This window comes from Sporosarcina sp. P18a, from assembly GCF_002743135.1.
GTDB lineage: Bacteria > Bacillota > Bacilli > Bacillales_A > Planococcaceae > Sporosarcina.
The window spans coordinates 116,205-141,292 of record NZ_PDYQ01000004.1 but is presented as its reverse complement, the minus strand read 5'-3'; the positions used below and the strand labels follow the sequence as shown (position 1 = coordinate 141,292).

General features: G+C 44.5%; 29 protein-coding genes and 1 riboswitch. Of the genes, 15 read left to right on the top strand and 14 right to left on the bottom strand.

Annotated elements, in window-relative coordinates; genetic code table 11:
• Positions 1-49: 49 nt before the first annotated feature.
• Together CSV75_RS12295 and CSV75_RS12290 are read left to right on the top strand one after the other, a co-directional pair.
• Positions 50-655, top strand: a complete 606-nt coding sequence (locus tag CSV75_RS12295; protein ID WP_099676061.1) for an alpha/beta hydrolase — start codon at positions 50-52, stop codon at positions 653-655.
• A gap of 376 nt (positions 656-1,031) precedes the next feature.
• A complete protein-coding gene (locus CSV75_RS12290) occupies positions 1,032-1,562 on the top strand; it encodes a YceI family protein (protein WP_099676060.1) in 531 nt (176 codons plus the stop codon).
• A gap of 106 nt (positions 1,563-1,668) precedes the next feature.
• Here CSV75_RS12290 and CSV75_RS12285 read toward each other — a convergent pair whose 3' ends face one another.
• The 7 genes from CSV75_RS12285 to CSV75_RS12255 form a co-directional block, all read right to left on the bottom strand.
• On the bottom strand, positions 1,669-2,106 hold the full coding sequence (locus CSV75_RS12285) for a GNAT family N-acetyltransferase (RefSeq protein WP_099676059.1): 438 nt from the start codon (positions 2,104-2,106) through the stop codon (positions 1,669-1,671).
• A 72-nt stretch (positions 2,107-2,178) separates the two neighbouring features.
• On the bottom strand, positions 2,179-2,853 hold the full coding sequence (locus CSV75_RS12280; protein ID WP_099676058.1) for a Dph6-related ATP pyrophosphatase: 675 nt from the start codon (positions 2,851-2,853) through the stop codon (positions 2,179-2,181).
• Positions 2,850-3,842, bottom strand: a complete 993-nt coding sequence (locus CSV75_RS12275; protein WP_233191663.1) for a GNAT family N-acetyltransferase — start codon at positions 3,840-3,842, stop codon at positions 2,850-2,852. Before CSV75_RS12275 ends, CSV75_RS12280 begins: the two co-directional genes overlap by 4 nt.
• 167 nt (positions 3,843-4,009) lie before the next feature.
• Positions 4,010-4,534, bottom strand: coding sequence for a PCYCGC motif-containing (lipo)protein (locus CSV75_RS12270; protein WP_099676057.1), 525 nt, complete (start codon positions 4,532-4,534; stop codon positions 4,010-4,012).
• 84 nt (positions 4,535-4,618) lie between these two features.
• The gene (gene fumC, locus CSV75_RS12265; RefSeq protein ID WP_099676056.1) at positions 4,619-6,004 is read right to left on the bottom strand and encodes a class II fumarate hydratase; all 1,386 of its coding nucleotides are present in this window, start codon (positions 6,002-6,004) and stop codon (positions 4,619-4,621) included.
• Positions 6,005-6,620: 616 nt separating this feature from the next.
• On the bottom strand, positions 6,621-7,838 hold the full coding sequence (locus CSV75_RS12260) for a multidrug effflux MFS transporter (RefSeq protein ID WP_099676055.1): 1,218 nt from the start codon (positions 7,836-7,838) through the stop codon (positions 6,621-6,623).
• Between the two features lie 71 nt (positions 7,839-7,909).
• Entirely contained in the window at positions 7,910-9,100 is a 1,191-nt protein-coding gene (locus tag CSV75_RS12255; protein ID WP_099676054.1) for a chromate transporter, read from the bottom strand.
• A gap of 256 nt (positions 9,101-9,356) precedes the next feature.
• On the opposite strand from CSV75_RS12255, the gene CSV75_RS12250 reads away from it, so the two are divergent.
• From CSV75_RS12250 to CSV75_RS12240, 3 genes are all read left to right on the top strand, one after another.
• Entirely contained in the window at positions 9,357-9,977 is a 621-nt protein-coding gene (locus CSV75_RS12250) for a DUF47 domain-containing protein (RefSeq protein WP_099676053.1), read from the top strand.
• A 13-nt stretch (positions 9,978-9,990) separates the two neighbouring features.
• Positions 9,991-10,989, top strand: coding sequence for an inorganic phosphate transporter (locus CSV75_RS12245; RefSeq protein WP_099676052.1), 999 nt, complete (start codon positions 9,991-9,993; stop codon positions 10,987-10,989).
• Positions 10,990-11,180: 191 nt separating this feature from the next.
• A complete protein-coding gene (locus CSV75_RS12240) occupies positions 11,181-11,381 on the top strand; it encodes a cold-shock protein (protein WP_009766462.1) in 201 nt (66 codons plus the stop codon).
• 282 nt (positions 11,382-11,663) lie between these two features.
• Here the strand turns inward: CSV75_RS12240 and CSV75_RS16330 are convergent, their stop codons facing one another.
• The gene (locus CSV75_RS16330; RefSeq protein ID WP_158231657.1) at positions 11,664-11,831 is read right to left on the bottom strand and encodes a hypothetical protein; all 168 of its coding nucleotides are present in this window, start codon (positions 11,829-11,831) and stop codon (positions 11,664-11,666) included.
• A 21-nt stretch (positions 11,832-11,852) separates the two neighbouring features.
• On the bottom strand, positions 11,853-12,314 hold the full coding sequence (locus tag CSV75_RS12235; protein ID WP_099676051.1) for a hypothetical protein: 462 nt from the start codon (positions 12,312-12,314) through the stop codon (positions 11,853-11,855).
• A gap of 278 nt (positions 12,315-12,592) precedes the next feature.
• Here CSV75_RS12235 and CSV75_RS12230 point away from each other — a divergent pair, with 278 nt between their 5' ends.
• From CSV75_RS12230 to CSV75_RS12220, 3 genes are all read left to right on the top strand, one after another.
• Positions 12,593-13,720: a CAP domain-containing protein gene (locus CSV75_RS12230; protein ID WP_099676050.1), complete on the top strand. Its 1,128-nt coding sequence runs from the start codon at positions 12,593-12,595 to the stop codon at positions 13,718-13,720.
• Positions 13,721-13,818: 98 nt separating this feature from the next.
• Entirely contained in the window at positions 13,819-14,268 is a 450-nt protein-coding gene (locus CSV75_RS12225) for a hypothetical protein (RefSeq protein ID WP_099631947.1), read from the top strand.
• Positions 14,253-14,543 (top strand): DUF2653 family protein, encoded by a 291-nt coding sequence (locus CSV75_RS12220; RefSeq protein WP_099636146.1) that lies wholly within the window; start codon positions 14,253-14,255, stop codon positions 14,541-14,543. The genes CSV75_RS12225 and CSV75_RS12220 overlap by 16 nt, the downstream gene beginning before the upstream one ends.
• Before the next feature lie 208 nt (positions 14,544-14,751).
• On the opposite strand, the gene CSV75_RS12215 is transcribed toward CSV75_RS12220, so the two are convergent.
• The 5 genes from CSV75_RS12215 to CSV75_RS12195 form a co-directional block, all read right to left on the bottom strand.
• Entirely contained in the window at positions 14,752-15,354 is a 603-nt protein-coding gene (locus CSV75_RS12215; RefSeq protein ID WP_099676049.1) for a superoxide dismutase family protein, read from the bottom strand.
• A 317-nt stretch (positions 15,355-15,671) separates the two neighbouring features.
• Positions 15,672-16,061, bottom strand: a complete 390-nt coding sequence (locus CSV75_RS12210; protein WP_099676048.1) for an ectoine synthase — start codon at positions 16,059-16,061, stop codon at positions 15,672-15,674.
• A 15-nt stretch (positions 16,062-16,076) separates the two neighbouring features.
• Positions 16,077-17,363: a diaminobutyrate--2-oxoglutarate transaminase gene (ectB, locus tag CSV75_RS12205; protein ID WP_099676047.1), complete on the bottom strand. Its 1,287-nt coding sequence runs from the start codon at positions 17,361-17,363 to the stop codon at positions 16,077-16,079.
• Between the two features lie 61 nt (positions 17,364-17,424).
• Positions 17,425-17,949, bottom strand: a complete 525-nt coding sequence (gene ectA, locus CSV75_RS12200; RefSeq protein ID WP_233191662.1) for a diaminobutyrate acetyltransferase — start codon at positions 17,947-17,949, stop codon at positions 17,425-17,427.
• A 615-nt stretch (positions 17,950-18,564) separates the two neighbouring features.
• A complete protein-coding gene (locus tag CSV75_RS12195; protein ID WP_099631950.1) occupies positions 18,565-19,245 on the bottom strand; it encodes a phosphoribosylaminoimidazolesuccinocarboxamide synthase in 681 nt (226 codons plus the stop codon).
• 165 nt (positions 19,246-19,410) lie between these two features.
• Here CSV75_RS12195 and CSV75_RS12190 point away from each other — a divergent pair, with 165 nt between their 5' ends.
• The 7 genes from CSV75_RS12190 to CSV75_RS12160 all read left to right on the top strand — a co-directional run bounded on the left by CSV75_RS12190 (position 19,411) and on the right by CSV75_RS12160 (position 25,025).
• Entirely contained in the window at positions 19,411-19,632 is a 222-nt protein-coding gene (locus CSV75_RS12190; RefSeq protein WP_099676045.1) for a heavy-metal-associated domain-containing protein, read from the top strand.
• A gap of 15 nt (positions 19,633-19,647) precedes the next feature.
• Complete coding sequence (locus tag CSV75_RS12185; protein WP_099676044.1) at positions 19,648-21,549, top strand: heavy metal translocating P-type ATPase; 1,902 nt, start codon at positions 19,648-19,650, stop codon at positions 21,547-21,549.
• A complete protein-coding gene (locus tag CSV75_RS12180) occupies positions 21,527-22,216 on the top strand; it encodes a Crp/Fnr family transcriptional regulator (protein ID WP_099676043.1) in 690 nt (229 codons plus the stop codon). The genes CSV75_RS12185 and CSV75_RS12180 overlap by 23 nt, the downstream gene beginning before the upstream one ends.
• A 57-nt stretch (positions 22,217-22,273) precedes the next feature.
• A riboswitch (TPP riboswitch) is annotated at positions 22,274-22,382 on the top strand.
• Positions 22,383-22,452: 70 nt separating this feature from the next.
• Positions 22,453-23,052: a thiamine phosphate synthase gene (locus CSV75_RS12175; RefSeq protein ID WP_099676042.1), complete on the top strand. Its 600-nt coding sequence runs from the start codon at positions 22,453-22,455 to the stop codon at positions 23,050-23,052.
• Positions 23,045-23,242, top strand: coding sequence for a sulfur carrier protein ThiS (gene thiS / locus CSV75_RS12170; RefSeq protein ID WP_199171360.1), 198 nt, complete (start codon positions 23,045-23,047; stop codon positions 23,240-23,242). The genes CSV75_RS12175 and thiS overlap by 8 nt, the downstream gene beginning before the upstream one ends.
• Entirely contained in the window at positions 23,239-24,012 is a 774-nt protein-coding gene (locus tag CSV75_RS12165) for a thiazole synthase (protein ID WP_099676040.1), read from the top strand. The genes thiS and CSV75_RS12165 overlap by 4 nt, the downstream gene beginning before the upstream one ends.
• A complete protein-coding gene (locus CSV75_RS12160; protein WP_099676039.1) occupies positions 24,009-25,025 on the top strand; it encodes a ThiF family adenylyltransferase in 1,017 nt (338 codons plus the stop codon). The genes CSV75_RS12165 and CSV75_RS12160 overlap by 4 nt, the downstream gene beginning before the upstream one ends.
• Positions 25,026-25,088: the final 63 nt, after the last annotated feature.

Below are 25,088 nucleotides of genomic sequence, written 5' to 3'. Positions count from 1 at the left end.
AAAATAATGTGAGCGGACTTGCTGTTAATTAATTGGAGGCGTTGAAGCAGTGAAATATATTTACAATGAAAAGAAAAAAGGTGCACCAGTATTTGTATTACTCCACGGCACAGGTGGTACAGAAACAGACTTGATATCTCTTGCCGAACTACTACATCCTGAATACAACGTTTTAGGCATCAGAGGAAATGTGCAGGAAAATGGAATGAATAGATTCTTTAAACGTCATGGTGAAGGTCAGTACGACTGGGAAGATCTTGAGTTTCGCGGCAATGAACTGTATGAGTTTATCGTGGAAAAATCAAAGGAATTCCATTTTAAACTAGAGGATACGGTTCTTGTAGGATTCTCAAACGGTTCAAACATTGCCATACACATGATGCTTATGCAGCCAGGGACTTTCAAAAAAGCGGCTTTATTCGCACCACTGTATCCAGCAGATGTAGCGGAAACACACGATTTCAGCGACGTGGACATATTCCTTTCACTGGGCGAAGGCGACCCGGTTGTACCAGAATCTGAAAGCAAACGAGTCATTCGTATTTTTGAAGAAAGAGGCGCACAGGTTACAACAGCTTGGGTTAAGGGACATAGCCTGACACAGGAAGTCGCGCAACAAGCGAAAAACTGGTTGAATTCAACACGACGTACGTGATAAAAAACGTAACTAAAATGAACATGGTGAAGTTCAAAAAAATGATGAATTAAGAGGACAATACGTAGATGTGTTACAAGCAAACTAACGGACTGACTGCGACTTCTTTGCAACCACGTAATGTTTGAAACAGCCGTCCGTAGAAAGATACGACTAGAACGACTTCCATCGAATCCCCTACTATACGCATATATTTCCCAAAAGAGGGTAAATAGTTCGTAAGTGTTGGTAGTAGTATTTTTTTCCAAAACGAATAAAAACGAAGCCATCACCTTACTGCTCGTTTCTCAGATTCTTCGGATTGTTCATCTTGAATAGGCTGCATGTAAGTTACTGAACGCAACATAAAAACCAACCATTATCGGAGGAGATTTATATGACAAAAGCAAAATGGAATGTTGACACAGCACACAGTACAATAGAGTTTTCGGTAAGACATATGATGATTTCAAACGTAAAAGGTACGTTCAACGAATTTCAAGGAACTATCGAGGCGGATCCACAAGATTTAACAGACGCATCGGTCGATTTTACAATTGATGCAAACAGTATTGATACGCGTAAGTCTGATAGAGACAATCATTTACGTTCAGCAGACTTTTTCGATGTAGAAAATTATCCAAACCTCTCGTTTAAGGCGACAACTATCAAGAAGACATCAAACGATACGTACGACGTAACTGGCGACTTTACCATTAAAGATACAACAAAGCCTGTCACATTCAATGTAACGTTTGAAGGCATAGCTAAAGATCCGATGAGCGGAGATGAAGCTGCTGGATTCTCAGGTGAAACGAAGATTAACCGTAAAGACTTCGGATTAACATGGAATGCGGCACTTGAAACCGGTGGCGTGGTCGTAAGCGATGAAGTAAAAATCCATATCGAAATTCAATTACGTAAGTAAGCTTATAGGATGAAAAGTTGATTACGTAGAGTATATACCAAGCCCTAAAGTTAGATTTCATTCTAACTTTAGGGCTATTTCTTTACAGAACAAGTGCTATTTCAAACTACAGAGCCAACTCTTTCTCCATCACAATATGTGGAATGCCGTCTTCCATGAATATATCAGATGTAGTTGCGTACTCAAGTTTTCGATAAAACTCTTCTGCATGTGTCTGTCCATGCAATTTCAACGACACTATCCCCTTCTCCTTTGCGATATCTTCCAGCCCTGAAACAATGACCTTTCCAACGCCTAAACTCCGATGAGAAGCTAACACACAAATGCGTTCTAACTTCCCCACTCCATCTACTATTCTTAATCTACCTGATGCGATCGCTTGTCCATTATGTTCCACTAAAATATGTTCACATAATTCACCCAGCACATCAAATTCATCAAACTCGTCCTCTTCCGGAACATGTTGTTCTTCTACGAATACAGCTTTTCGTATGTCAAAAGACTTTTGAAGATCCTCTTCCGTCACTATTCTCTTACTATTCATTAGACATCTGCTCCTTTTTCTACTTTTATTTATTCATCAAGTAAAAAATAAAAAACTTCCACAGATCATCTATCATTCTGTGGAAGTCACTTGTTCTAGCTCGCATTTCAAAAAAACATAGCCCTCTTTTTCGATAGCTTCACTCATTTTCACAGGAATACGTTCCTTGAAAATCGGTCCATCGACAACGACAGTATGGAATTCTCCTGACTCACCACAGCTATCGATGCCGAGCGCTTCCAATTCATCCATTAATTCAATCGTGAAGCGTCTGCCTAGAAATTTAGCAGGCATCATCTTGGTATTGACGACGACCACATAGGCTTCAAAACCTGCCGCTATAAATTCTTCGAGTAGCATCCGTCTGGGTTCTTCCCAAAGGGGATGATACGTTTCCATGCCGACTTTGGCACACATAGACTGTACCCATAGCAAATGATCTTCCAAATCGATGTCACCAAATACTGCTTTATGAATACCTTGTGCTTTAGCAGCGCGCATCGCATCTAAAAATTGTATTTCATAGCCAGCCCAGTCTGCTTTTCGGATCATCAGTGGTATATCCATCTGCTTGGCTTGCGCTTGAACAACCTCAAGTGGTAATGCATGTGATTTGGAATGTGGCTGATCTTTCTCAAACATCGTCCACAACATCGCTGGCGTATTTCCCTCTTGAATCGCGCGATATGCTGCGAGCGCAGAGTCTTTTCCGCCACTCCACGACGTGACGAACTTCATGCCGGTCATTGTCCGTCCGCCCATGAGATTCGTGCGTCCACTGTTCTCGCCATGCGAATCATATACGAACGGAATCCAAGCTTCGGCCAGAAATACGACGCTAAATGATTCGCCGTCAGCCAATCTGTCATGACATATTTAAAGCCTGCATTTTTCATTTGAGTAAAGCTATGGTTCGCAATCGACTTACCGATGCCTTGTCCACGCATATCGATATTCGTCGTCCCCTGCACAAGCACGGTCGACTCATTCGGCGTCGTCATCGCATGTCGAGCGTCCGCCGGCGTGAATAGATGAAAGGCTACAGGTACATGATCTTGCTCAGCGACCCAGCTGCGCGTACCTTCTTTGCCTTCATACGCTGCAAATACATCACGCTCCGCATCCAAAGCTTCTTGCGTAATCGGTTTCCACGCAGGAGCTTTCGCTTGATGCAAACTGTTCCACGGCGCCATCTTATGCAATATTTTTTGCTCGTCACCTACTAGCTCCTTCATCTTCACGAGACTATTCTCTCCCGGCTGTGCACGATACTGTTCAAGTGACAACGCCGCAAAGCGCTGTTCAAAATGAAACGACTGCTCCAGCATTTCAAGAATTAATTCATCATTCCCAACGGGTATATCTAGAACATGCTCAAAGTAGCCATTACGAACCCATTCCGCACCGACTTCCGTGTACATCAAACGTGCTAATCTTGGATGCTCGTCCTCATGTATGACAAATGACGGATATCCAACATACACTGTGCGCCCGCGGGTAGCGTCTTGGCGATATTCGTATAGTAAATAGCCGATAACCTCTTCGTCACGCAACGTCACGAGGCCCCCTGTATATGGTTTCTCCAATTCTTCACGCAAACGTTCTTCTGCTTGTTCGACATCTTCAAAGCGTTCCTGCAAAAATGGAAAGCGTTGTCGTTCATCTGCATGTCTCGCCGCTAATAACGAGGCCATCTTCGGTATATACTGCTCTTCAAATTGTACAAAATGAATCATCAGAATCCCCTCCTGCCTAATTTAACTAAATTATACCACATCCATTTAGCTTGCCAATGAAATGAATGGAATAGAGCGGATACACGCCCGCATTGAGCAAAATACAAAAAACTGCAGACCCACTCTCATTAAAAGAGTGAGTCTGCAGCTTAAAATTAATTCATCAATTAAGCAGGCATTGGAGTATCTGTCGGTTTCGCATAATCTCCGTTACCGTATTCCGCATCAATCGCGTCACGGATTTCTTTCATAGACTTTCCGTCTTGCTTCATTTGTACGGATTTCACTGCGATCTCTAGGCAAACTAGGCAGCGAGTGCCGTGATCATCCCAGACAACGGAGCCATCTTCGCGCACTTCATCCAAGAAACAATTCATATTACTCTTGTGTCCAGCACTATCTCCGCAACCACAATAGCAAGGCATATATTCCAAGATATCCGTCGCGTTGGCCGCCACTTGATAGACCTTGCGCATATCTTCAGGTTTATCGTCTAAGAACGAAGGCAAGATATCCGCTGAAGCAGTTACTTCCTGCAAGTCGCCGTTCGGTAGTTGCTTTGCGTGATCATGTCCTGCTTCTGCCTGTGAATCTTGTGGATTTACTTCAGCAGGCTTTTCTGTAGCGCCGTTTCCGCATGCTGCAAGCGCCAATGTCAGTGCCGCTAGTCCTGCAAGTAACTTCTTTTTCATGTATATTCCCGACTCCTTTGTATAGAGGTTATGTCTTTAGTATACAAGAGTTGCGGGAACAACAAGCGTACAAATTCGTGACAATTAAGAGTTGCCCGTCATTTTGCTTGGGTCTACATATTCGTCAAATTGCGCTTCCGTCAATAAACCAGTAGAAAGTGCTGCTTCTTTCAGCGTTGTACCTTCTGTATGAGCTTTCTTCGCAATTTTCGCCGCGTTTTCATAGCCGATATGTGGATTCAATGCTGTGACTAACATCAAGGAGTTTTTAACTTTATTATCGATTTCTTCACGGTTCGGTTCAATCCCTACCGCACAGTTATCGTTAAAGCTAATCATACCGTCAGCAAGTAATTTCGCTGATTGTAGGAAGTTGTAAATAATAACCGGTTTGAAGACGTTCAATTCAAAGTTCCCCTGACTCGCTGAAAAACCGATAGTTGCGTCATTCCCCATTACTTGCGCTACAACCATTGTCAACGCTTCACTTTGTGTCGGGTTCACTTTACCTGGCATAATCGAGCTGCCTGGTTCGTTTTCCGGAATCGTAATTTCACCGATACCCGAACGTGGACCGCTTGCCAACCAACGTACGTCATTCGCTACTTTCATCAAGTCTGCAGCCAATGCTTTCAGTGCGCCGTGTGTGTAGACGACTTCATCATAGCTCGTCAAGGCATGGAACTTATTCTCCGCAGATGTAAACTCGATGCCCACGGACTTCGAAATTTCTTCCGCTACTTTTTCACCGAATCCAGCTGGCGCGTTAAGTCCCGTTCCAACTGCTGTACCGCCGATTGCGAGTTCTTTCATTGTCTGGACACTTGTTTCTAGCATGCTGTGCGTTTTCTCTAGCATTCTGTGCCAGCCGCTGATTTCTTGTCCCAATGTCAATGGCGTCGCGTCCTGCAAGTGCGTACGTCCAATTTTAATAATATCTGCGAAGTCTTCGGATTTTTTCTGAAGTGTTGCAGCTAATTTATCGATTGCCGGCAATACTTCGCGCTCTACCGCAATAACTCCCGCTACGTGTAAAGCTGTCGGGAATGTATCGTTGGAGCTTTGTGATTTATTGACATCATCATTCGGATGCAGGCGTTCTTCCTCGCCCCACTCCTCAAGCAACTGGTTACCACGGTTAGCGAGTACTTCGTTCATATTCATATTCGACTGCGTACCGCTTCCTGTTTGCCACACAACCAATGGGAAGTGCTCGTCCCATTTGCCTTCGATGACCTCTTCTGCTGCTGCTTTAATGGCTTTCATTTTAACTTCGGACAGATTGCCGAATGAATGGCTTGCGATCGCTGCTGATTTTTTCAAATGGGCAAAGGCTTGGATTACACCAAGCGGAATGCGTTCCCCGCCGATTTTAAAGTTGTGCTTACTGCGCTGCGTCTGCGCTCCCCATAACTTATCTGCTGGTACTTGTATTTCTCCGAACGTGTCATGCTCAATACGATATTCCATCTTTACATCCACCTCTCAAAGTAATAATCAGACTCTCTATCTCTATCATGCCTTATTTTCGAGCAGATTTGAATTAATAAGGGTTGGGAGTGTGAGTTACTTGGTGAGTGTGAAGGGATTGAAGCTCCAGCCGGCGGACGCTTTCCCATGGGCCCGCGGTGAGCCAACCAGTTCGCAGGCTCTCTTTGGTTGTCTCACCTGATCGGGCTGATCCATCGGGAGTCGCCGCCAGCTTCCGCTTCAATCCTACGTGGTAAGTAGAAGGACGTAGATCACTTTCTGTCGATAGTATGTAAATTAGTAAAGCCCTTGAACCTAGTTAAGTTCAAAGACTAATCAAGTTCAAGTATTGTAAAGATTACAACGCTTACTTCAATGCACAACAAGTATCACCCACTCGCATTGCAAGGGATTGGCGCGTAGGAGGGGCTCCGGGGGATCAGCGAGAGCCGTAACGAAGAACGGCTTTTGCGAGTGAAGCGTAGCGAGAAGGAGCACATCTTTGCTATGACAGGTGAAACACCCTGTGAGCGAAGCGAGCGGTGTGGTTCACCGCCCGCCCTCTGGAAAGCGCCCCCTCCGAAGCACCAATCACAACCCCAATAGCCTCCCTTACTCAAACCTCTTGCAATCGAAACGCTTTCCGAACCACTGTAAAGAACATCACCAAAGCACCAGTACTGCATGTCAACACCACAATACTAAGCGGCCAAGCTGAACTGTCTCCCGCTAGTCCTACTAACGGCGAAACCGTTGCACCGCCGATGAAAGGCATCAGTCCAAGGAACGCCGCTGCGCTTCCTGCTGACTTCCCTTGACTCTGCATGGCAAGCGAAAATGAAGCTGGTGATACCAAACCAACGCTCGACACCATAAAGAATAACGCCGTTGCAATTACTATAAGTGGCCATTCATTCCAGACAGTCAACATTAGTAAAATACTTGCGGCGAACGACATCAACACGCCCGCGCGCAAGAACTTCACCTCGTGAATCCTACCCGAAAGTCGACCCGTCAATTGTGCCGCTGTAATAATCCCGACACCATTCAGCGCGAAGAACAAGGAAAACTGTTGCGCTGTCACACCATAAATATTCTGTAAAACGAACGGAGATCCCGCAATGTACGCGAACATGCTCGACATGATCAAGCCTTGCGTCAACGCGATGCCTAAAAACCACTTATCCTTCAATAGCCCACTAAACGTCTTGACGACCGCAAGCATCCCACTCTCTGCACGTTCTTCAACCGGCAACGTATCCGGCAAGAAACAGGCTGTTGATACAAACATCAATAAACCAATGACTCCGAGTAAAAAGAACACCGCTTGCCACGAAGCATAGTTCAGCACGACACCTCCTACAATGGGCGCAAGAATCGGTGCTGCTCCACTGACAATCGACAACATCGCCATGAATTTTGTTAATTCATTTCCTACATATAAGTCACGTGCGCAGGCTCTCGCGATCACAATTCCCGCAGCGCCCGTCATACCTTGAATGAAACGCAATGCAACAAAAATCCAGATGTTCGGACTAAACGCACATAGTATAGAAGCGATTGCATACACTATGAGCGTAATGACGAGCGGTTTCCGTCTGCCGTAAATATCACTTAACGGACCGAAAATGAGCTGGCCTGCGCCTAAACCGATTAAACAGGCTGTCAGACTTAATTGGACAAGCGACGTCGAAGCGTTTAGATCATCCGCCACAATGGGCAATCCCGGCAAATACATATCCATCGACAGCGGGCCGAATGCTGACAACGAACCGAGCAATAGCACAAGCCAAACAGTTGGCAATGGAAGTCTTTTTTGTAATGAAGTATTCATATGTACAAAACCCTTTTCTTCTATAGAATTCATTCAGTATAACAAAAAAGCAACCGCATTTGGTTGCCTTTCTACCATATGGAGAGTAAAGTTCCGCCTAGCGCCCCGGCTAGCACGACGAGCCACGGAGGCATCTTCCAAAAGGTCAGCATACTGAATAAAATCGCTGCCAATGCGAAATCCTCCGCCCGTAAAACGGAGCTTATCCAAATTGGATTGTATAACGCCGAGAGTAAAATTCCGATGACCGCAGCATTGACACCCATAACGGCTCCTTTGATTTTCGGATGATTGCGTAAGGCATCCCAAAAAGGCAGAGCACCGACGATCAAAAGAAATGCGGGCAAGAAAATCGCAACGGTTGCGAATAATCCACCTTGCCAACCGTTCATCACTGCACCGAGATAGGCAGCAAACGTAAACAACGGTCCCGGAACCGCTTGCGTCGCACCGTAACCGGCTAGAAATGATTCATTTCCAATCCATCCCACCGGCACCAATTCCTGTTCTAATAAAGGTAGGACGACGTGCCCTCCCCCGAATACGAGCGCACCTGATCGATAAAAACTATCGAATAATGCAACCCAGTAAGAACCAGTTAGTTCGCGAAGTAACGGTAATATACCGAGCAAACTGAAAAACAGTGTTAAGCAAATAACTCCCATTTTCTTTGATACAAGAAATTTCATTGAAACAGCGTCAGACGTATCATGCACGTTGAATAGCCATAATCCCACAAGTCCAGCTATGACAATCACACTGACTTGCGTAAAAGCGGCTTGCCATAACAGTGTGACGACGAGCGCAAGTAATGCAATGGCCTTTCGCTTGACATCCGGTGTTAAATTCTTCGCCATACCTAGTATCGCATGCGCAACTATTGCTACAGCTACGATTTTCAATCCGTGTAGCCAACCAGCCTCACTCATATCCGTGCCTGCTAGAAGCGTAGCAAACAAGATCAACGCTACTACGGATGGCATGGTGAAGCCTAGAAAGGAAACCAGGCCGCCTAATACACCTGCCCGTGCCACGCCGATGCCAATCCCTACCTGACTGCTTGCCGGACCCGGAAGAAATTGTGCCAACGCCACTAAATCCGCATAACTTTTTTCGTCCATCCACTTACGTTTTCGTACATACTCTTCATGGAAATAACCTAAATGTGCAGTAGGGCCGCCAAATGAGGTCAGCCCTAGTTTTAGTGATACGATAAATAGTTCTACAAGTCTTTTTATAGAAGAAGCCATAGTATGTTCCATTTGTATCTCCTTTCCGTTTATGTGATCCTTTACAGACGATCATCTCATGTCCACAGTTATTTTCAATGATTCTTATACTTCTTTACAATAACTTAACAATATTCCACCAAATAAAGCCCTGATTATGTTTACCAACTTTTATTAACGGAAACTCACCTAAGTTCCGCGTAATTTCTACACTATTCGCTATCTTTTTACACATGTTTTTTGTATGATGTAATAACTATCGATGTCATCAATAAATGGAGGAATTCAAATGCTAGGTCCACGTAAACCCGATCCATTTTTCACAGCATTATTAGACATCGCGAAACATGTGCAGGCATCTATGCACTATGCGAACGATTCTAAAGTCAATTCCGTTTCAGATTTGAAAGAAATCAGCATTCGAATGAAAGAATATGAAACAGCAGGCGACACGCTGATTCATGAATTGATTACAAAACTAAATACGTCGTTCATGACACCTATTGAACGGGAAGATATTCTGAACATCGCGATTGCTATGGATGATATCTTGGATGGCATGGAACATTTTCTTGCGAACCTTGAGATGTTCTCTCTCATTGAAATCGATGAATACATGCAGAAGTTCGTCAGCAACATTATGAAAAGTACCGATGAAATCGTTCTTGCGATGGAATTGCTGACGAAGAAAAAGTTGGTCGAAATGCGCCCGCATGCTGTGCAAATCAAAGAGTACGAACGTATTTGCGATGAAGTTTTGCGAACTTCCATCAAGCAAATGTTCCTTCGCGAAAAAGATCCCATCCGCATCATTCAACTGAAAGATCTGTATGAACTACTTGAGGATACGGCAGACTTTTGTAAAGACGTAGCAAATAATATTGAAACCATCATCATGCGCAACGCATAAGGAGTCCTGACCGATGGATACCATTCTCATACTAACCATTCTCGTCGTGATATTTGCTTTAGCTTTCGACTTCATCAATGGTTTCCATGATACAGCCAACGCGATCGCTACGTCAGTATCGACACGCGCATTGAAACCTCGGACGGCGATCATGCTTGCCGCCACGATGAACTTCGTCGGTGCGCTGACATTCACAGGCGTAGCGAAAACCATTACGAAAGACATCGTCGATCCGTTCGTATTGGAAAACGGATCTCTCGTCATTTTGGCAGCACTTGTTTCTGCGATTACTTGGAACTTGGTCACGTGGTATTTCGGAATCCCCTCTAGCTCTTCCCATACACTGATCGGCTCCATTGCCGGCGCAGCGATTGCAGCAGCAGGTTTCGGCATTCTGAATTACAGCGGCTTCATCAAAATACTTCAAGCACTATTGTTATCTCCTATCATTGCACTAGTTGGTGGTTTTCTTGTCATGACCATATTACGCGTGGTCTTAAAGAACCGTAATTTATTCAAAGCGAACCGTCGTATTCGGTACATGCAAATTGGTACGGCTGCGATTCAATCATTCACGCACGGTACGAATGACGCGCAAAAAGCGATGGGGATTATTACGATGGCTTTGATAGCAGCAGAATTACAGACAACCGATGATATCCAATTATGGGTACGGGTTGCAGCGGCTACTGCAATGGGAATCGGAACGTCGATTGGCGGCTTTAAGATCATCAAGACCGTCGGCGGCAAGATTATGAAAATCCGGCCGATTCACGGGATTGCGTCAGACTTGAACTCCGCAGTCATTATTTTCGGTGCTACCCTTCTTCATTTACCTGTCAGTACGACACACGTAATCTCTTCTTCCATTATGGGAGTCGGTTCAGCGCAGCGCTTGAAAGGCGTGAAATGGGGAGTCGCACAGAAGATTGTTTTGACGTGGATTATCACGATGCCAATCTCTGCATTAATGGCTGCAGTCATCTATAAAATATTCACACTTTTCCTATAATGACGCAGGAATCTAGTCGTTCAATCCTTTGAACCAATCTTTCCACTTGCCATTTCTGGCTTTTCTTGTTATGATAAAGAAGAATTATTTTTGTTCGACGTTGGTCTACGATTTATCTCGACCGTTTTTTAGAAATTGAGCAAGGATAGTAATACAATGTGTACACGAGTGTGCACGAGGAGGAAACAAACATGGAACAAGGTAAAGTAAAATGGTTTAACGCAGAAAAAGGTTATGGCTTCATCGAACGTGAAGATGGCGACGATGTATTCGTACACTTCTCAGCTATCCAAGGTGATGGCTTCAAAACTCTTGAAGAAGGTCAAGACGTGTCTTTCGAAATCGAACAAGGACAACGCGGACTTCAAGCAACTAACGTTACTAAAAACTAATTAACCTATACAAACCACTTCCTTTTTAGGAAGTGGTTTTTTTGTGCAATTCTTTCCCTTGCTATGGCGCGGTGTGAGGTAGCTTTGGCGCGGTTATAACGTAGTATAGCGCGATCTACTAAGAGTTTAGCGCGATGAATGATAGGTATAGCGCGGTAATGGTCAACAATAGCGCGGTCGTAGTCAACTTTGGCGCGGTTGCGATGCTACCCTACACAACCACCAACGCCAAACTATAAAAAACTGCCGGGAATAGTAAATACCCGACAGTTATTCTTACGATTATTGCCAGCCAAACGTACCGATTTCGGTGTACGACTGGTTGTCCATTGATTGATGATTTTTTTGTGTAGGATTATTTTTGAAAGTAGTCTGAACCATTAACACGACGCCCACTACCGCCACAATCAACACCACGATAAGCCAAATCGCAACTGTTTTGCCCTTCATTTGATATCACCTCTGTAGCTGTTATTTCGTTTTGACGGAAAAGCCTTCTTCTTTCAAATAACTTGCCGCCTCTTGGTAATCTCCGAAGCCCTCTTCCAAGTTGACTTCATGATAAATATTAAAGAAGCCATCTTCTTCAAGAAGTGTCAGCATCTGACCATTAGAATTCTGCCAAGTTTCCGCAATAGTTTCAGGTTCTTGGACCTCTGTCGCCAATCCTTCAATTGCCGCGCGGATGACTGTACGGAGTTCATCTGCAGAGTATTCGCGTACATTGACTAGACCGCGTTCGTCTGCTTCATAGCCTTTAACATCTGCCACGTAGACAAATGCATTGCCGTTCGGGTGCAAATGTTGCACGACAACCGTTTTATCATACAAAGACTCTTCATAATGATAGTTCAAGCGCTTCATAGACACTTCTTTCTTCACTAACTCTGGGAACTCTTCTATAATCTGTTGTTTTTCTTCAAATGTTAACATGTTTTTTTTCCTTCTTTCTAATGAAATTCAGACTTCATCTTGTTCGCCATTCCGTAATCAGGACAAGCAATATGACGACTATAAATGCGATGATATAAAACCAGGAAGGTACACTGCTCACGCCACCGAACATGCCATCCACTCCTTCCAAACTTCCATTCTTTTTTTAGTATACCCTTTTTCCCACTACTCTGGAGGAATATTTTCAACAATTCATAGTTCCCACTGTATTGCTGAGGGTGAATCAGAGTATAATGTGAATGAGGAGTGGGTTTCTTATGATAAAACGCCTGTTTCAGTTACTCTTTCTCGCAGTACTCATCTACGCTTTCAAGCCCTTCTGGGAAGGTCCAGTATCAAAATACATGGACTTATCGTTTCTCGACCCGCTTGATGCCAAAGTAGAAACCGTGCTGAACGAGGAAGTCGTTGGATCTGCGCTTGACTATACAAAAGAATCGATCATCGATTTAATTACATTCGTTTCCGATAAAGCTGCCGGAAGCAGTCCCCCTGAGGAAGTCGCCCAACCCGTGCTCGATGCACCGGCAACAGGCATTATTTCTATCCACAATATCGAAATTGGTACAACCGAAGCGCAAGTGAAGGAAAAGCTCGGTGAACCTATGCGGAAATCCGTCAATGAATATGGAACGGAATGGCTGACATTCCATGACAATTATCAGAACTTCGTCATGTTGTCATACGATATCAAACGTCGCGTCAATGCGCTCTATACAAATGATCGCCTCATCGCTTCATCGATCGGCATCGAGTACGGTGTGCCGAAAGCGGAAATACGTGAAGGTCTTGGCGAACCGATTTCTGAAATACGTAAAGGGACAAACATTTATAAGCTGCAAAACGATGAAGGCATGGACATCTTTCATTCGGATGGTCTGTATATCTATGTCTTTTATGATCTGCATACTGACAATACCGTAACCGCAGTCCAATTAATCTCGGATTCACTAGAGCAAAAAAAGTCCGCCCTCTATGCCCCCAAAAACGATGCGATGCGTAAAGGCTTTGAGATGCAACTATTTGACTTGACGAACGCAGCAAGAGTTCGACACGGTCGCTCCATTTTAACATGGGATGAAGTGGCGGCTGAAACAGCACGTCTGCACAGTACGGATATGGCAGTACAAGATTACTTCAGTCATAAAAACTTGCAAGGCGAGTCCCCTTTCGACCGGATGAAAAAGCAAGGGGTGGCGTTCGTCAGTGCGGGTGAAAACCTAGCCTACGGTCAGTCAAGCAGTATTTTTGCACATGAAGGTCTAATGAATTCAAAAGGCCACAGAGAAAACATATTAATCCGTGACTACCAGTTCATTGGGATCGGTGTAGACTTCAATGACAAAGAACAGCCATTTTATACTGAAAACTTCTTCGCCAAGTAAGGGAATTTCCTTTCATTACGGTAAGATATCCAGTAAAATAAAGACAAGGGCTTTGGTAAATCCAAGACCTTCATTACAGCATTAAAGGAGATTATCAATTGAAAAAATTTGCTGCATTTTTCCTCGCTGCGACATTGATTTTGTCGCCAATCGGGAACATCATCTTCCAAGATGAAATTACTGCTGAAGCACGTGGTTATAAGTCTGGTAAGAAGAGTTTCAGTACACCTAATCGTGTGCAACCGAATAAAGCCGAAAAGAAACAAGATACCAATCAAAGTAATGATAGAGCAACAGCAGGTAACACAGCGAAGAAGCCAGGCGGTATGGGCGGCGGCTTGATGAAAGGTCTATTAGTTGGTGGACTTGCGGGTCTATTATTCGGCAGCTTGTTTGCGAATATGGGTATGCTTGGGTCCATTATGGGCTTGTTGATTAACGTGTTAGCGATTGTCTTCATCATTTACATGGTTCGGAAGATTTTCGCGATCTTCAAAGAGAAAGAGCGTAAACGCAATGAGGATATGAATCAATGGAACAACAGATAATCTACGAACAGGACGTAGTAAATGCAGTTTGTGTATTGATTGCAAAAGAGTCACGTGCTATGCCAGACGACGTGGAAGTCGAACTTGCTTACGATGAGGACACTGGGTTTTCAGCAGATGCCGAGCTTAATGGCAAGATGCATCATTTGGATACCTCCCGTCTTGTTGAAGCACTTCGCCTTTGGATTGAGCAGTATCTCGATCAAGATCCGATGGCAGCAGGCATTCAGCTAAAGCTGGATGATGAAGAAGGGATTATCGCGATAGTTCGGTAATCAACAGGACGCCCCTTTCCGGGAGGGCGTTCTTTTTTTCGTCTATAGGAATGAAGAGGCTGGCAGTGAGATACGTAAGGAGATTTGCGTCCTTCTGCTTTAATTTTTTCGTAGATATTAACTAACTATCCATTTCTAATATACTTTGACTTAAAACTTCAACACACAAAAAAGATGCCCCACACCTCGGGACATCCTGTTCTACTTATTACTTCATATTCTCAGATGTAATCTCTGCACAAGCAAATGGCGCGCCTGAATTACCTGCTGGATCTGTGATGTTATCATCCGGACCCTCGTGAATCACCAACGCCGTTCCGTCTTCATCGAGTAATGAATTGTCTTTTCCAGACTCAAGTGTAACTTCATCTGTCGTCACAGTAACTTTTGCGTTTCCATCTTCATCCGCCACAAGATTCTCCAAGTCACCTGCGTGGTGTCCTTCTGGATTATCCAATCCGTGCTTTTTATTTGTTGGGTTGAAATGACCGCCAGCAGATGCTTTAAAGTCCGGTGCTGTACAGACTCCGGTTTCATGGAAGTGCATGCCGTGTTCCCCTGGCTCAAGGCCCGATACGTCAACATCCATTGCTACGCCAGACGGCCCTTGCGTTAACGTTACGGAACCGATTTCTTCTCCATCCACATTTATCACTGGCGCCATCACTTCAAGCTCCGCTGTCGCCTCTTCTTCCACGACGGGATCACTGCTGCCGTTAACCGGTTCTTTTTCTTTTTCCTCATCCGCTGCGCCACCACAAGCCGCCATCATTAACGCTGATCCCAATACAATACTAGGTAATTTCCACATAAATGCATTCCTCCTCGTGTAAGTTATGTACTTTGATGTTCATTACCACTTGGATAATGACCCCACAATATGTAGTGTACCCACTTTTATAGTTTTCTAACATCCTGCTAAGGTTCTAAGAGCGGTTAGCAGGCTAGATAGATCGGTTAACTCGTGACATTGAGCGGTTGCAAGGACTTATAGAGCGCTTATCAACCATTTAAGAGCGAATACGCACGATAGAGCGCTCCGGCCACTTTAATGAACGCCTACCACTCCCCCCACTTTCCACAATAAAAAACACTTCAAGGAATTACCCTCAAAGCGCTCTCTTTTACTCAATCTTCAACCAGCGGGTACACACCATTCTCATCATGCGTTTCCGTCCCGACGACTGGCGGGTTAAAGACACAGATTAAGCGCATGTCTTCTTTTCCACCGCGTAAGTAGTGTTCGTCATGTTCATTTAACGCATACATCGTCCCATCCTTGATTGGGTAGACTTTGCCGTCTGCGATTGTTTCGATTTCCCCATCACCTGCCACGCAGTAGACAGCTTCTAGATGGTTTTGGTAATGGATATGCGTTTCCGTTCCAGCATAAATAATCGTTTCGTGGAACGAGAAGCCCATATGATCTTTCTTCAGCAAGAAACGTCGACTTGCCCATGTTTCTGCTTTGGTTTCATTTTCGCTACCGATAATTTCATCTACTGTACGTACTATCAATGAATTGTCTCTCCCTTAGTTTTTTACAATTTCTTCGATCGCGTCTTCTAAAATATCGAATCCTCGGTCGATACCTTTTTCATCCATGATCAATGAACCGAGGAATTTAACTACTTCGCCTTCAGGTCCAGATGTTTCGATAATCAAGCCTTTTTCGAATGCTTTGGCACAGATTTTTTCTGCATAGTCTTCCTTGCCTTCACCACAGACGATTCCTTGCATGAAGCCGCGACCACGTGTTGTAGCTTTCAACTGTGGATAGTCTTCGACGATTGTTTTCATGCGCTTCGTAATGAGTTTGGATTTTTCTTGTACCGATTTAGCGAATTCATCTGTTTCCCAATACGATAATGCTTCAGTCGCTGTCAAGATTGCCATGTTGTTACCGCGAAATGTTCCGTTATGCTCAGCTGGCCCGAATGTATCGTATTCTGGTTTGATCAGCGTGAGTGCTAATGGCAAACCGTAGCCACCAATGGATTTTGACAAGCAAACAATATCAGGCTGAATGCCGGCAGGTTCAAAACTGAAGAATGTACCAGTCCGTCCGCAACCTGCTTGTACATCATCCACAATTAATAAGATATCGTAATTTCTGCAGAGACGTTCCACTTCCCGCAACCACTTAAAGCTTGCGGGATTAATACCGCCTTCCCCTTGTACCGTTTCGAGAATCATGGCTGCCGGCAAATCCAAGCCACTGCTTGCATCAGCCAAATACTTTTTTAGGAAGTTCAATGATTGACCTTCTTCTAAAAACGTATCAAACGGCATAGATGTCGTATGATTTAGCGGGACTCCGGCTCCACCACGGTTGTATGAATTGCCTGTTACAGACAACGCACCAAGCGTCATCCCGTGAAAACCATTCGTAAAGCTGACAATATTTTGACGTCCGGTTACTTTGCGGGCGATTTTCAGTGCACTTTCAACTGTATTCGTCCCAGTAGGTCCGGGAAACATGACTTTGTACTCCATATTTCTTGGCTGCAAGATCACTTCGTTAAATCGTTCAAGAAATTCTTTCCGGACCGTCGTACCCATATCTAAACTATGTGAAATTCCATCGTCTTGGATATATTCAATCAGTTTTTCTTTCATTTTCTCATTGTTGTGGCCGTAGTTTAAAGCACCTGCACCGGCAAAGAAATCGATATACTCCTTACCATCCGTATCCCACATCTTATAGCCTTTTGCTTTATTGAATACTGTTGGGAAACTTCTGCTGTAACTTCTCACTTGCGACTCGCGATTGTCGAATACTTCCATTACCTGCTGACTTTTTGTCAGTACCATGTGTATTTAATTCCTCCGTTAGATTCTGTATTTTTCCAGTGTCAAATTGCGGCAATCGGCCAATTTCTCAGAATGGTCCAATGCGGAACAGTTCTTCTGACTCGTGCCCGCCGCCGGGGAATTGCTTTTCCGTATAGCCGTCCGTAATCGTGCATTCAGTCTTCAAGTCACGTGCCAAGCCTTTAAATAGCTTAGCGGATGGAATATTAGACGGTGTGACCGTTGATTCCACATACCGAATATTCCGACATGCCTCACTTTGTAAGATCGTATGCAGCATACGCGATGCTATACGCTTTCCTCGTACCGATTCATCGACTGCGACTTGCCAGACAAACAACGTATCTTGCGCTTTTGGTTTAATAAAGCCTGAAATGAAGCCTACAAGTTTTCCATGGTCTTCCACAATGATACTCGTATCATCGAATTGGTCTGCCCACAGCAAATAGCTGTAAGAAGAATTCAAATCAAGTACTTTCGTATCCTTAATAAGCTGCCAGATGAACTTTCCATCTTCTACAGTCGGAATACGAAATACATACGGGTCGTTCGGATCCAACCCTGCAATCGAAACTTTGTGTTTACTATCCAAACCATTTCTCCTCCAAGTTCTTTTACATGTAGTTGCATACATATTTGGGATCTGAAATTTTCTAAGATGTGTAATTCGTTACTTCTTTACCCGAGAACACGATCTACTTAAAATACGTTCGTCGAATAATCATCCATGTGAAGTTTTTGAGAACCGAGCAAATACACTCGGTAGATTCTACTTATGAATCTAGCGGACTTAGCAAGGGTACTTACGTAGAAAGGCCAAAATGGAGATTCGTGCTGGCTACTTTGGGTGCTATCTTTCTGCCTTGCGGTATGAAGAGCAAAAAAGAGCGCCTTTACAAAAGCGGGGAGCTTTTGTTCATGGAAACAGCAGATATATTAAAGATTCGCTGATATGAAAGACACTTTCATTATCTAGAATTCACTATCATACGCATTCATCCAACCAACGTTCACACACTGGTGAAGAAGCAAACTAGGTGTCACCTCTGACACTGGTTGCTATTATAGGGAACCATGAAAACGTTGTCAACAGTAAATATATTATTTTATTTATTTGATTAAAAAGTAAAGTGCCGCTAAGTCAGTCAGCGTATGGCTTGAGAGAACATATAAAAAACCGGAAACATTTTTCGTTTCCGGTTGACTTTTATGAAAATAATATCTTTTCTAATTCCATTGGTTCAATATATGTATCGCCTCGATAAACGCGCATATTGCCTCCTGAAATTTCATCGATCAACATGATGTTTCGTTCAGGATCGCGACCGAACTCCAATTTGATGTCATAAAGTTCTAAACCTTTTTCCGCCATCTCTGATCGCACTACTTCAGAAATTTGCTGGGTCAATTCTTTAAGTACCGCATATTCTTCATGCGTCAAAATGTGAAGTTGTGCCAAAGCATCTTCTGAAATGGGTGGATCTTGACGTTCATCATCTTTTAGCGTCACTTCCACGAATGCATCCAATACTTGTCCTTCTTCTGCATATGCACCGAATCTGCGCAAGAAACTTCCGACCGCACGGTATCGACAAATCACTTCTAATCCTTTACCAAAGACCGTAGCAGGCTTCACCGTCATCGTCACTTCATCCAGATCGGCATCGATGTAATGCGTCGGTACGTTTTGCTCCTCCAATTTCTCGAAAAAGTATTTCGTCATGCGAAGTCCAGACTTCCCGGCACCATCAATCGTCAGGCCTACTGTGTTGGCACCTGGATCAAATACACCATCTTCCCCTGTTACATCATCCTTGAATTTCAATAGCACGTGGCCATCTTCCAAGCGGTAGACGTCTTTCGTTTTACCAGAATAGGTTAATTTCATCCGTACGATTCTCCTCTATTCATAAATGTATACTGCTTATTCAGTATAAAGCACTTTGACGAGAAGAAAAAGTATTGTTTGACAAAAGTTGATGGACGTCAAGGTCATTTTCACAAAATACTCTTATACTTTAGTTAACAAATACACAAGAAGAGGATGAGATCAATGAAAAAAGTCGTATTTTTAATGGAACCATTCAGTTGCCCGTCATGTGTTAAGAAAATCGAAGGGGCACTTTCCCGAGCCAAAGGCGTACAGCAAGTAAAAGTATTATTCCATTCAAGTAAAGTTCGAGTCGAGTTCGATGAATCTATCGTAGAAGCCGATGAATTACAGGAATTGATTAGTAAACTCGGCTATCCAGTTCTCAATAAAAAAGTCTCATAGAGAGGAGGCATTCAAATGAACGCAAAGCAAACCGTACGCATCACCTCTATATCTGCCATTTTGCTTGGGGTAGCAATCATCTTGCATTTCGCAAGCTTTCATGATGCGCGTCAGATTACATTAATCGCTGCCACTTTAATCGCAGGTACTCCGATTGCAATCAAAGCTTGGAAAGCTATCCGCATGAAAGCTTTTAGTATTGAACTTCTCGTGACCATCGCGGTAATCGGTGCGCTATTTATTGGTGAGTATGTAGAATCCGCCGCAGTTACCTTCTTATTTGTATTCGGAGCATTGCTTGAAATTCGTACAATGGAGAAAACTCGCTCGTCCCTCCAGGCACTTATTGATCTGGCTCCACTGGAAGCAAGTATCCTTCGAGATGGTAAAATAATGACAATCGCTGTTGACGAGGTAGTAGTCGGTGACCGGGTAATCGTTCGCTCGGGAGAACAAGTTCCAGTTGACGGACCGATTGTTACAGGGAATGCTTCTATAAATGAAGCAGCCATCACGGGAGAATCTGTACCGGCAGCCAAATCGCTAGACGACCAAGTGTTCAGTGGTACATTAGTAGACAACGGATATATCGAAATAATGGCAGAACGCGTTGGTGACGATACAGCATTTGCTCGTATTATCGAACTAGTCGAAGAAGCACAGGAAGCCAAATCAAAAACGCAAAAATTCCTTGAACGATTCGCCAACATCTATACACCTTCCATTGTCGTCTTATCGATGATCGTCTATCTGTTCACACGCAACATCGAAATGACATTAACCTTCCTCGTCATCGCTTGCCCTGGCGCTCTTGTCATTTCCGCTCCCGTCTCTATCGTAGCGGGAATCGGTAACGGAGCTCGACATGGTGTGCTAATTAAAGGTGGCGACGTGATGGAACAGTTGGCGAAAATCGACACGGTCGTCTTTGACAAAACAGGCACATTGACCAAAGGACGTCCAGAGGTAACTGATATCCATAGTTGGGGTATCGAAAAAGAAGAGCTACTGCGCCTAACTGCAGAAGTTGAACTATTGTCCGAACACCATCTCGGTCAAACGATCGTCCGCGAAGCAAAGAAGCGCTTGATTGACTTGACACATCAAGCGCGTGACGCAAACGTTATGAAAGGCAACGGCATGCTTGCTAAAGTAGACGGCAAGCAACTCGTAGCCGGCAACCGAAAACTGATGGCATCGCAAGGTATACCTATTTCTAGTGACGTGGAAGCTTATGCATCCAAGCGGGAAAAGGCAGGTAATACGGCTGTGTTCGTCAGCATTCACGGAAACATCGCAGGTATTATTTCCATAGCGGATCAGATCCGTCCGGAAGCACAGGCTGCTTTGGTCAAATTACGAAGAAGCGGGATCAAACAAATGATTATGCTAACTGGCGACAATGTCCACACTGCCCGACTCGTCGGTGAACAACTCGGTCTTGACAGTGTCCACGCGGAGCTTTTACCTGAAGACAAAGTAGCCGCCGTTCAAAAGTTGAAAAAGCAAGGACATCGTGTAGCCATGGCAGGTGACGGGATCAACGATGCGCCTGCGATCGCCACGGCGGACATTGGACTTGCCATGGGCAAAGGCGGAACAGACATTTCCATGGAAACAGCTGATATCGTCTTGATGGCGGACCGGCTTGATCAATTCGCCCATGCCTATGCATTATCGAAAGCAACTGTCCATAACATGAAACAAAACACATTCTTTGCGGTAGGCACAGTCTTCCTCCTGTTGGCCGGTGTACTGTTAGGCAAAGTGTTCCTAGCATCCGGCATGCTCATTCATGAAGTAAGTGTACTTTTGGTTATATTGAACGCCATTCGATTAATACGCTATACTAGTGACAAACCAGCCAATCGAACTATAAGCGAGGTGAAAGTGAATGAGTCAACAGCCCCACAATAATACGACGAATCAAAATATGTGTGTATCGCTCGTACCGCTGTTCAATCATTTGGAAACTGAACAGATGAAACACGTAGTAGGACTCGCGCGAAACACTTCGCATCCACGTGGAAAAATTATTTACAATGAAGGCGACTGCTCCGAAGGTTTATATATTTTGCATAAAGGACGAATCAAAGTATATCGCCTTTCAGAAAACGGCAAAGAGCAACTCGTACGAATTTTAGAACCGGGAGATTTCACAGGTGAGTTGTCATTATTCAATGCCAAACCTCATGACGCCTACGCAGAAACACTTGAACCCGTGGAATTATGTATTATTCAACGGGATCAAATGCAACAACTTCTACAAAAACATCCTGCGATCTCATTAAAGATGTTAGAGGAGTTCTCCTCTCGCCTCGCCCGAACAGAACAACGGGCAGCGCGGATCGGTATGGAAGCAGCAGAAACGCGCATCGCACTGTATCTAGCCGACTTATCAGAAGAACAACAACAATTGACAGTCGAATTACCGATGAGTCGCAAAGATCTCGCCTCCCACCTCGGGACGACACCTGAAACGATTAGTCGAAAACTTAGCGCATTCGAGGAGTCGGGCTGGATTCGCCAGTCCAGCATGAAAACGGTGGATATTCTCGATTTGGATGCTTTATTACTATTATGAAAGAAACTCTTTTCATTCCACTACGTACATGATACGCTAGTTCTGAAAACCAAATATTTTGACCATTAGGGGAATCCTTCACAAGGACTGAGAAAAGAGTGTGGCTCTGAAACCCTTATTACCTGAACAGATTAGTATCTGCGGAGGGAAGTGGCGAGTCGTTCCGTATATATTTCTGTCGACACATCCACCACTTTCCGATTCGGGAAGTGGTTTTTTCTATTGGAGGGGAATGAATGAAGTTACTTGGCGTGACCGATGACTGTCTTTCGGTTGATGAACTGACTCTACACTTGCAGCAGACAGCGCCGTTTCTAGATGCTATTATTTTGCGTGAAAAGTCCAAGACAGACGAACAACTGACAGACTTGATTACGCGTCTTGCGAATAGTGGATTCCCACTCGACAAGCTCATTGTACATGCCAGACCTAACATAGCGATCGAGCTGAACCTTACGAAAGTGCAGCTGACTGGCTATGGCATGTCTTTACGGGATGCACATCGGAAATTTCCCGAGCTACAATTTGGTTGCTCGATTCATTCAATGGAAGAAGCAAAGGAAGCTACGACGGAAGGCGCGGATTGGCTCTTGTACGGGCATGTTTTCGAGACGAAATCAAAGCCTGGCCTACCAGCGCGCGGCACGGAAGAATTGTTTTCTATTGCAACGTGTAGTTCGATTCCCGTGTATGCAATCGGCGGAATTCAGCCGCAACACTTGCCTGATTTACAACGAAACGGCGTAGCAGGCGTGGCTGTATTATCCCCTATGCGTTCACTAAAAGTCTTACAAAGTTATAGAATAGGAGGCGCATCTAATGAAGAAAATGATTGATTTGAACGGAAAAACCTATTCGGTCGTTCCGGAAGTAGGAACAATCCAACAGTTACTTGAGCATTTGGGACTGGGTAATCGGATTTTGATTGTGGAGAAAAATAAAGAGATTTTGCAAAAAGATCACTATGACGCACCGATTATGGATCGAGACCAAATTGAAATCATACATTTTGTAGGAGGCGGATGAAGATGTTAAAAATTGCAGATAAAGAATTCTCTTCACGGTTATTACTAGGCACAGGGAAATATCCTTCATTTGAAATACAAAAGCAGGCAGTTGCAGTATCAGAAGCAGAAATCCTCACGTTCGCAGTACGACGCATGGATATTTTCGAAGCGTCGCAGCCCAATTTTCTAGAGCAATTGGATTTAACTCGCTATACATTACTTCCAAATACTGCAGGTGCAAGTACAGCAGAAGAAGCCGTACATATCGCACGTCTTGCAAAGGCATCAGGACTTTGTGACATGGTGAAAGTGGAAATTATCGGATGCAGCCGTTCATTGCTTCCAGATCCTGTAGAGACATTACGCGCTACTGAAATGCTGCTAGAGGAAGGCTTTATTGTATTGCCTTATACGTCAGACGATGTAGTGCTCGCAAGAAGACTATGCGAATTAGGCGTTCATGCCATCATGCCGGGCGCTTCGCCAATCGGTTCAGGCAGAGGCATTCTGAACCCGCTGAATCTGTCATTGATCATTGAGCAATCTAATGTCCCCGTCATCATTGACGCCGGCGTCGGCTCTCCAAAAGACGCGGCATTCGCGATGGAACTCGGAGCAGACGGTGTATTGCTCAATACGGCAGTATCGGAAGCAGCAAATCCTGTCATGATGGCAGAAGCAATGAAACTCGCGATTGAAGCAGGACGTCTCGGTTATAAGGCAGGACGTATGCCAGTCCGCGATTACGGCGTAGCAAGCAGTCCAACTGAAGGGCTTGTGACGAATTGACCGGAAAATATTCTCGGCAAGAGCTATTTGCACCTATCGGACCAGTTGGACAACACCGTATCCGCGAGGCAAAAGTTTTCGTCTTAGGAGCGGGTGCACTCGGTTCTTCCGGAGCGGAAATGCTTGTCCGTGCAGGGGTCGGCGAACTAACGATTGTTGATCGTGATATTTTGGAGTGGACCAATCTTCATAGACAGCAATTATATACAGAGCAAGATGTCATCGATCAATTGCCGAAAGCGATCGCTGCGGAAAGCCGATTGCGCGCGATCAATAGCGATGTGAAAATCCGTGGAATAGTAGCGGATGTGACAACTGAAAATGTTCTCGACCTATTCGAGGGACATCAATTCATTCTCGACGGCACAGATAATATCGAAACACGATTACTAGCAAATGACGCAGCGTTACAACTCGGCATCCCTTTCTTCATGGGTGCTTGCGTCGGTAGCTACGGGCTGACGTTTCCTATTGGCGTAAAAGAAGGGTCCCCCTGTCTGCATTGTCTCCTCGAAGCGTTACCGCCACAATCATTGACATGCGATACAGTCGGCGTCATCTCACCAATCGTCGTTACAACGGCTGCCCGTCAAACCGCCGAATTGCTGAAGTGTATAACGGGTGCGCAGATGGAACCGCGCCTGGAATCCGTCGATCTATGGACAGGCGAACGTGCTGCAATGGACGTGCACAGTATGAAGAAATCTAGTTGTCCGAGTTGCTCAGACACTCCAACCTATCCTTACCTATCTGCCAATGAAGTCATTCGGACTGCCGTACTGTGCGGGCGCGACACCGTGCAACTGACCTGGCCGAAGCACCGACAAGTGGAACTACTACCATTTGCCGAATCCATTCGCGGTATTGTTTCTAATTTAAAACAAAACCCATATTTGGTTTCCTGTGAATACAACGCTCATCGACTCGTGTTATTCCGTGATGGGCGGATGTTGGTTCATGGAACGAAGGATATCATGGTAGCCCGGAAGATTGTCGCCGGTTTATTGGGATGATGCTTGTGCTTAGAGCGCTTAGCGCAATTTTATGAGCATAACCAATAAATCCTCCAATAAAAA